This window comes from Nocardioides sp. (assembly GCF_035703625.1).
GTDB lineage: Bacteria > Actinomycetota > Actinomycetes > Propionibacteriales > Nocardioidaceae > Nocardioides.
This window is the reverse complement of record NZ_DASSXS010000321.1, coordinates 1-7,862: the sequence shown is the minus strand read 5'-3', so window position 1 is coordinate 7,862 and position 7,862 is coordinate 1. Positions and strand designations below refer to the sequence as shown.

Here is a 7,862-nt window from a genome sequence, read left to right as displayed (position 1 = left end):
CCGGATCTGGTCGACGTGGCGCCCGTCGGGGGCCGGCCAGGACCGCCACTGGTAGCCATAGACCGGGCCGAGGTCCCCGTTGTCGTCGGCCCACTCGTCCCAGATCGAGACCCCGCGGTCCTGCAGCCACTTCACGTTGGTGTCGCCGCGCAGGAACCACAACAGCTCGGCGAAGACAGAGCGGGTGTGGATCTTCTTGGTCGTGACCAGCGGGAACCCGTCGGCCAAGCCGAACCGCATCTGGTGACCGAACACGCTGCGGGTGCCGGTACCGGTGCGGTCCCCCTTCTCCACGCCGGTGTCGAGGACGCGCTGGAGGAGGTCGAGGTACTGCCGCACGGTCGGGATCCTACGCTCGACCGGCGACGCCGCGCGTGAGGCGCGAGCGCTACACCTCATCCGGTGGTCGAGTTGCGAGCGCAGCGAGCCTCGAGACCCCCGCACCTGCGCGAGGCGGTGAGCACCGTGGTCGCCGGCCTGCCCCAGTTCCGGGGTTTCGAGGCTCGGCGCTAGCGCGCCTCACACCTCAACCACCGAGGACGCGGGTCACAGGATGACCTGGCCGGTGATGGTGGTGAGCGCCTCGCCACCGACCCACACCGTGTCTCACGTCCGCACGAGGCGGTGAGCACCGTGGTCGCCGGCCTGCCCCAGTTCCGGGGTTTCGAGGCTCGGCGCTAACGCGCCTCACACCTCAACCACCGAGGACGCGGGTCACAGGCCGACCTGACCGGTGATGGTGGTGAGCGCCTCGCCACCGACCCACACCGTGCTCCCGTCCGCACGAGGCGGTGAGCACCGTGGTCGCCGGCCTGCCCCAGTTCCGGGGTTTCGAGGCTCGGCGCCAGCGCGCCTCACACCTCAACCACCGAGGACGCGGATCACAGGCCGACCTGACCGGTGATGGTGGTGAGCACGTCGCCACCGACCCACACCGTGTCTCCCCCTCGCTCGAGGTGGACCCGCCCGCGGCGCCCGATCACGGTCCCCTGGGAGGCGACGTACGACGCCGGGAGGCGGTCGCCGGCCAGCCACTGCGCGATGCCGGCGTTCAGGCTGCCGGTCACCGGGTCCTCGCCGATGCCCATCGACGGGACGAACGCCCGTACCTCGATGTCGGCTCCGGCAGACGACGGGTCGTCGTACGGGCCGACGATGCCCACCTCGAGATCACCGAATGCGCCGAAGTCGGGGCGGCAGGCCAGCACCGCCTCCGCCGACTCGAGGAGGCAGGCCACCCAGCCCGGCCCGTTGTCGACCCAGGCCAGGTCGACGATGTCTGCGTCGGTGATGCGGAGCGCCGTCGCGATCCGCTCCCGATCACCGGCATCGACCGGTCCGGATCGGAGCAAGGGAGGAGCCGCGAACGCCAGCCGCTCGCCCCGGCGGATCCGCACGAGGCCGGCCGCGCACTCCTGGACCAGCTCCCCGTCCTGACGAGCCACGCCCCCGGCCTCCAGCCAGGCGTGCGCGGAGCCGAGGGTCGGGTGGCCGGCGAACGGCAGCTCGCGGTCGGGGGTCCAGATCCGGAGCCGGTAGTCGGCGGCGGGATCCGTCGGCGGGAGGAGGTACGTCGTCTCCGAGAGGTTCGTCCAGCGGGCGAACCGGGCCATCTCCTCGTCGGACACCCCCTGCGCGTCGTGGACGACGGCCACCGGGTTGCCGAGGAACGGGTCGGACGAGAACACGTCGACCTGGCTGAACTGGTGCATGCAGGTCAGTCTGGCAGCAGCGGCTCGCCGAAGTTGCTGGCGAACTGCGTCACCGTCCGGCACTCCGGCTCGAAGAACTCGAACTCGCACCTGCGCATGATGGTCGGCCCGGTGGTGGACAGGCGGAGGTCCTCGCCGGGCTCGGGTTGGTTGGCGCGATGCTCGACGAGGAAGACCGCGGCGTCGTCGACGTCGAACGCCGCCTGCACGGCGACCTCCTCGGGGGCGAGGCCGACGTCGACGACGTCACCGGAGGCCGCCTCGTAGAGGGCGACCGTCTCCGGCTGCGGCTCGTCGACCGTGGTCAGCACGAAGTCGCCGCCGGAGGACAGGATCGCCCCGTCCCCCGGGACCGTCACCTCGACGTCGAACAGCGGCTGGGTGATGCGCAGTACCTCGTCGTCGACCTGGCTCACCCGGACTCCCGAGGCGACGTCGATCAGGTCACCACCGGGGGTCGAGATCGGGTCACCCGCCAGCGGCTGCCAGCTCCAGTCGCGGCCGGGGGTCGTGTAATGGACCTGGTCGCCGTCCAGGGCCACCGGGGTCGCGCCGCGGTCGACCGGCGTGCTCGCCACCTGCTCGCGCCGGTCGACGTCCCGGACCACGAGCCTGTCGCCGGCCTCCCCCGGCTGCACCCAGGCGATCCAGCTGCGCTCGGCCGAGGCGACGATCGGCGTGTCCGGAACCGTCTCGCCCAGCTTCACCAGCGACCCGTCGCCGCGCACCTGGACGACCAGCCCGTCCGCGTCGGCGTACACCACCCCGTCGGCCACCGACACCAGGGCGCTGACCTGCGGAAGCTCGACGGTCACCTCCGGAAGGTGCAGCTCGTGGTTGGCGTACCACTCGATGTCGGCCGGGTTCTGCGCGGCGGTGACCGCCGACTCGGGGAGCTGCGGGCCGTCCGGGCGGGTGCCCAGCCAGGTGCCCACGACCAGCAGGACGACCACGGCGACCACGGCTGCTCCGGCCCACCGCCGGCGCCGCTTCCGGGTGGCCGCGGCGCGTCCGGCCACCTCGTCGACCGGCGGGTTCCGCACCGGGATCACCTCACCGGCGTCGACGAAGACCTGGGCCGGGTCGAAGCCGCCCGGCCGGAGCCCTGCCCACTCCGCAGCCCCGGCGATCTTCTGGACCCCGCGCCACTCCTGCTCCTTCACCAGGGCGAGCGGCTGACCGAGCACCGCTGCCACCTGGTCGGCCTCGAGACCGGCGGTGAAGCGCAGCACGAGGACGGTCCGGAGCTCCATCGGCAGCGGCTCCAGCGCCTTCTCCAGGGCGGCGAGCAGCTCGACGCGCTCGGAGCCGTCCGACAGCATCGGCTCGAGCGACAGCATCGGGTCCGCCTCCCCCACAGGACCGTCCTCCCGGGTGCCGCGCTCGACCTGGTCGAGCACCACCCGGTAGACGTGGGCCTCGGCGTCCCCCTCCTCCCGGACCCGGTCCCAGGACGGCTGGCACCGCGCCAGCCCTGTCACGGCGGCCTCGTGCCCCGACTCGGCGTCGTACCCGAGGAGCGCCAGCGAGCGGACGAGGGCGGGCCACCGCGCCACCACGAAGGCCGCGAAGTCGGATCCGTCGCTCACACCCTCAGTCTCCCCCGGACCGCTGGACGACGTGAGCCGTGAAGTCAGCGGTGTCCCGGCCCCGTCGATCGTCATCGTCCGGGTATTCGTTGCCACCGCCGTGCCGGATGCGGAGCGCCTCGCGGAGCACCCGGTGGAAGCGCGCGGGGTAGTGGGTGAGACCCCACCGCCCGGCGCCGCTCTTGGTGGTCATCTCGCCGGTGACGAGGAGATGATCCAGACGCGCGACACCGAGCACGCACCAGCAGCAGGCGTCCTCCCGGGACGCCTCGGCCGGAGACGCCGCCAGGGCCCGGGCGGTGTCCCGCCAGTAGGTCGCGAGGTTGTCACGGGTGAAGTCGAGCAACCGCTCCCGATCGGTCCAGATCTCCAGGTGGGCGTGCGGGGTTCCGGCGACCGTGACACCGTGCCACGCGAGCTCGTGCCAGCCGACCGGCGAGATGTCGTAGCGCGCCTCGTCCTCGAAGTGGCGGTGCAGGACACAGGGCACGTCGGGGCACCGGTCCGGGTCGGCTGCGAGGTCCGCTGCCAGCAGGTGGGCGCCGTCGAACGGAACGTCAGGGTGTGCCGCGGCGACCTGCTCGTGGGCCCGGCGCAGGACGTCCAGCTCGGCACGGTCCGGACGGCGGGCCAGCGTGGCCACGAAGTCGACGTCGCTCCGGCCGGGCACCCATTCACCGAAGCCGATCCCACCGCGCAGGTACAGGCCGGTCACCAGTCCTGGCGGAACGGCGTCGAGGAAGGACCCGCACACCGCCGCAACCGGTGGGGGGAGGGTCACGCGTGCAGCGACATCGGCCCGTAGACCTGGCGGTCGTGCTCGAAGAGGGTCACGGCGTCGACTCCGGCGGCGGCCAGGTCGGACCAGGTCTCCCCCACCCACGACTCCGCGTCGGCCTGGCTGGCGAAGCGCTGTCCGGCGTGCTCGTCGTCGACCTGCACCTCCTCGCCGGCGGCGTCCTCCAGGCGCCACCACCAGGGCCGCTCGGTCGGCGTGGGCGGGCGGAAGGACGGCGGCTGGTCGGGAAGGTTCACCACGGGTCAGGACTCTCGCACGGACGGGTCCACGAACGGCGGATCCACGAGCTGGAAGATCTCGCGTCGGCCCCTGATGTCGACGCCCACCTCGGCGTCGGGGGCGACCACCGTCGGCACCAGCGCGAGGCCGATGCCCTTCTTCAGCGTGGGTGAGAACGTGCCCGAGGTGATGTCGCACAGCGGCACGTCCTGGGTGAGGGACACGCTCATGCCCGGGCGCGGGATCCCGCGGGCGACCGCGACCAGGCCACGCAGCCGGCGCTCGGGCCCGGCCTCCTTCTCCGCGACCAGCGCGTCGCGGCCCCAGAAGGCGTCCTTCTTCCACCCGACCGCCCACCCGAGGCGGGCCTGGTTGGGGGTGACGTCGAGGGTGATGTCCTGGCCGTGCAGCGGGTAGCCCATCTCGGTCCGGAGGGTGTCGCGCGCGCCGAGCCCGCACGGCAGCAGTCCGTGCTCGCGCCCGGCCTCCATGAGGGCATCCCACAGCGGCACCGCGACGTCGTCGGGGGCGATCAGCTCGTAGCCGCGCTCGCCGGTGTAACCGGTACGGCAGACCACCACACCGGTGCCGTCCCCGCCGCCCAGCGAGGGAACGGTCGCCTCGACGAACGACATGTAGTCGTGCCCGGTTGGCAGCCCGACCGCCGCCAGGACCTCGTCGGACCGGGGGCCCTGCACCGCCAGCACGGCGTAGTCGCGGTGGTGGTCGACGATCTCGACCCCGTCGGGCGCCGTGGCAGCGAGGCGGCGCACCACCTCCGCGGTGTTGGCGGCGTTCGGGACCAGCAGGACGCGCTCGTCGTCGTGGTAGTAGACGATGAGGTCGTCGACGATGCCGCCGGTGGCGTCGTCGCAGCAGAGCGTGTACTGCGCCTTGCCCGGCTGGATCTTGCGCAGGTCGTTGCTCAGCGTCGCGTTGACGTACGCCGCCGCGCCGGGGCCGCTGACCATCGCCTTGCCGAGATGGCTGACGTCGAAGATCCCGACCGCCTCGCGCACCGCCGTGTGCTCCTTGACCACGCCCGAGGGGTACTCCAGCGGCATCGTCCAGCCGCCGAACTCCGCGAACTTCGCGCCGAGCTCGACATGCCGTTCGTGGAGGGGCGACTGGAGAAGGGTGCCTGGGTCGCTCATGTCTGGACCCTAGCCGGGCGCGACGCGGGAGTGCACGGCGTGGGCCAGACGTAGAGCAAGCCGGTGACCGAGCCGGCGAGGTCGCATCGGCGCCTCGAAACCAGGAACCTCCCGCAGGGCGCCCTCACGGCCCGGTGGCTATCCTGCGTCGGTGACGACCTACAACCTGCGCAGCGCCAGCCCCGCCAAGACCCACGCCGACGCAGTGGTCGTCGGCGTGCTGAAAGCCGCGAAGGGTGTCGAGCTGGCGCCGGGGGCGGAGGACGTCGCCAAGGCCTACGGCCGCAAGCTCCGGCCGTTGCTGGCCACCCTCGACGTCACCGGCAAGGCCGGTGAGGTGACCAAGGTCCCCACCGCCGGCGTCATCTCCTCGCCGCTGCTGATCCTGGCCGGGCTCGGGTCCGAGCCGGACGCCCGCGCCTGCCGCCGGGCGGCCGGGGCGGCGGCCCGCGCGGCGACCAACGCCGCCTCGGTGGCCATCGCGCTGCCCGCCGACACGCCCGAGCAGGTGCGCGCCGTGACCGAGGGCTACGAGCTCGGCGGCTACACCTTCACCGCGTACAAGAAGGAGCCCAAGCCCGACCAGACAGCCGGGACGGTCACCGTCCTGAGCCCCTCGGCCCGCAAGAAGGAGATGGTCGCGGCCTTCGAGGAGGCACAGGTGGTCGCGCGGGCCGTGGCCACCACCCGCGACTGGGTCAACGTGCCGCCCGGCGACCTGACGCCTCCAGCGTTCGCCGACGCCGTCAGCGACGCGGTGGCTCAGGCGACCAAGGGCCGGGGCGCACCCAAGGTGGCGGTGAAGGTCCACGACGACAAGCGGCTCGCCGAGCTCGGGTGCGGCGGCATCCTCGGGGTCGGCCAGGGGTCGTCGGCCCCGCCCCGCCTGGTCGAGATCACCTATTCCCCGCGCGGCGCCAGGAAGCACCTCGCCCTCGTCGGCAAGGGCGTCACCTTCGACTCCGGCGGACTGACCATCAAGCCCGCGCAGAGCATGACCGAGATGAAGAGCGACATGGCGGGAGGCGCGGCTGTCATCCAGGCCACGCTGGCGATCGCCGCCCTCGGCCTCCCGGTCAAGGTGACCACCCTGGTGCCGATGGCGGAGAACATGGTGTCGGGCTCCTCGGTCCGGCCCGGCGACGTGCTCACCATGTACGGCGGCACGACCGTCGAGGTGCTCAACACCGATGCCGAGGGCCGGCTCATCCTCGCCGACGCCATGGTCATGGCCACCGAGCGCAAGCCCGACGTGCTCCTCGACGTCGCCACCCTGACCGGCGCCATGGTGGTGGCCCTGGGCGACCGGGTCGCCGGGGTCATGGGCTCCGACGAGGTCGTCGAGGGCGTCCTGGCGGCGGCCGAGACCGCGGGCGAGGCCCAGTGGCCGATGCCGATCCCCGAGTCGATGGACGAGCGCATCCACAGCAGCAAGGTGGCCGACCTCGCCCAGCACGACTGGACCCGGTGGGGCGGCGGACTGTTCGCCGGAGCCTTCCTGCGGGAGTTCACCGCCGGACTGCCGTGGGCCCACCTCGACATCGCCGGCCCGGGGTTCAACTCCGGCTCGGCCTACGGCCACGTCACGCCGGGCGGGACGGGGGTCGCGGTGGCGACGCTGGTCGACTACGCCCGGCGCCTGTCCGAAGGGTGAGGCTCGCGCGTCAGGAGCCCTCGAGCTTCTTGCGCCGGTTGTAGTCGCGCATCCGCTGCGGGATGCCGACCACGGCGGCGTCGTACGACGGCACCCGGTTCTTGTTGGCGAAGGAGTGCGCCCACTCGACCGACGGCACCCGGCGCCGGGTCCACTCGCCGTCGTGGGCGACGAGGAGCAGGGTCACGTCGCTGACGGCGGTCCGGGGCTCGACGAACCCCTCCACGCCGCGTCGGGTCGCCACGAAGTCATGGAGGTGCTTCTCGTCGGTGCGGTCCGAAGCGCGCACCCTGGTCGACCCCGTGCGTGCGGCGTCGCGGGCCGGGCGGCGCATGCGCCCGCGGCTCCGGAAACGGTCGAACAAACCCATGCCCCTAGTGTGCCCGGTCCACGTGTGGACAGGTGCGCAAAGAGTGCAAGGATGGGCCAGACATTCGCCGGAGGGAAGGAACAGGGAGTGGCCGAGGCCGACTTCGACGTACTCGTGCTCGGGGCAGGATCCGGCGGTTACGCCTGTGCCCTCCGCGCGGCGCAACTCGGGTTGACGGTCGGGCTCGTCGAGAAGGGCAACCTCGGCGGTACCTGCCTCCACGTCGGCTGCATCCCCACCAAGGCCCTCCTGCACGCGGCGGAGATCGCCGACCAGGCCCGCGACTCGGCCCAGTTCGGCGTGCGGGCGACCCTCGAGGGCATCGACATGGACGGGGTCAACACCTACAAGGACGGCGTGGTCTC

Annotated in this window: 9 protein-coding genes; 2 read left to right on the top strand and 7 right to left on the bottom strand. The window is 72.5% G+C overall.

Features of this window, described 5'->3' with window-relative positions; translation table 11 throughout:
* The 6 genes from thyA to gcvT form a co-directional block, all read right to left on the bottom strand.
* The coding region (thyA, locus tag VFN12_RS17005; protein ID WP_325119968.1) for a thymidylate synthase at positions 1-339 on the bottom strand (339 nt) is incomplete at its 3' end.
* 542 nt (positions 340-881) lie between these two features.
* Complete coding sequence (locus VFN12_RS17000) at positions 882-1,712, bottom strand: PhzF family phenazine biosynthesis protein (protein WP_325119967.1); 831 nt, start codon at positions 1,710-1,712, stop codon at positions 882-884.
* Between the two features lie 5 nt (positions 1,713-1,717).
* The gene (locus VFN12_RS16995; protein WP_325119966.1) at positions 1,718-3,301 is read right to left on the bottom strand and encodes a hypothetical protein; all 1,584 of its coding nucleotides are present in this window, start codon (positions 3,299-3,301) and stop codon (positions 1,718-1,720) included.
* A 4-nt stretch (positions 3,302-3,305) separates the two neighbouring features.
* Entirely contained in the window at positions 3,306-4,082 is a 777-nt protein-coding gene (locus tag VFN12_RS16990) for an aminoglycoside adenylyltransferase domain-containing protein (protein ID WP_325119965.1), read from the bottom strand.
* Positions 4,079-4,339, bottom strand: a complete 261-nt coding sequence (locus VFN12_RS16985) for a hypothetical protein (protein ID WP_414690060.1) — start codon at positions 4,337-4,339, stop codon at positions 4,079-4,081. The genes VFN12_RS16990 and VFN12_RS16985 overlap by 4 nt, the downstream gene beginning before the upstream one ends.
* A gap of 3 nt (positions 4,340-4,342) precedes the next feature.
* Positions 4,343-5,473: a glycine cleavage system aminomethyltransferase GcvT gene (gcvT, locus tag VFN12_RS16980; RefSeq protein WP_325119964.1), complete on the bottom strand. Its 1,131-nt coding sequence runs from the start codon at positions 5,471-5,473 to the stop codon at positions 4,343-4,345.
* A gap of 151 nt (positions 5,474-5,624) precedes the next feature.
* On the opposite strand from gcvT, the gene VFN12_RS16975 reads away from it, so the two are divergent.
* Positions 5,625-7,127, top strand: coding sequence for a leucyl aminopeptidase (locus VFN12_RS16975; RefSeq protein ID WP_325119963.1), 1,503 nt, complete (start codon positions 5,625-5,627; stop codon positions 7,125-7,127).
* A 10-nt stretch (positions 7,128-7,137) separates the two neighbouring features.
* Here VFN12_RS16975 and VFN12_RS16970 read toward each other — a convergent pair whose 3' ends face one another.
* Complete coding sequence (locus VFN12_RS16970) at positions 7,138-7,497, bottom strand: hypothetical protein (protein WP_325119962.1); 360 nt, start codon at positions 7,495-7,497, stop codon at positions 7,138-7,140.
* Positions 7,498-7,548: 51 nt separating this feature from the next.
* On the opposite strand from VFN12_RS16970, the gene VFN12_RS16965 reads away from it, so the two are divergent.
* On the top strand, positions 7,549-7,862 hold a 314-nt coding region (locus VFN12_RS16965), incomplete at its 3' end, for an FAD-dependent oxidoreductase (RefSeq protein WP_325119961.1).

Coding starts and splice junctions, on each gene's coding strand:
- VFN12_RS17000 (WP_325119967.1), bottom strand. CDS start 1,712: ATGCACCAGTTCAGCCAGGTCGACGTGTTCTCGTCCGACCCGTTCCTC.
- gcvT (WP_325119964.1), bottom strand. CDS start 5,473: ATGAGCGACCCAGGCACCCTTCTCCAGTCGCCCCTCCACGAACGGCAT.
- VFN12_RS16970 (WP_325119962.1), bottom strand. CDS start 7,497: ATGGGTTTGTTCGACCGTTTCCGGAGCCGCGGGCGCATGCGCCGCCCG.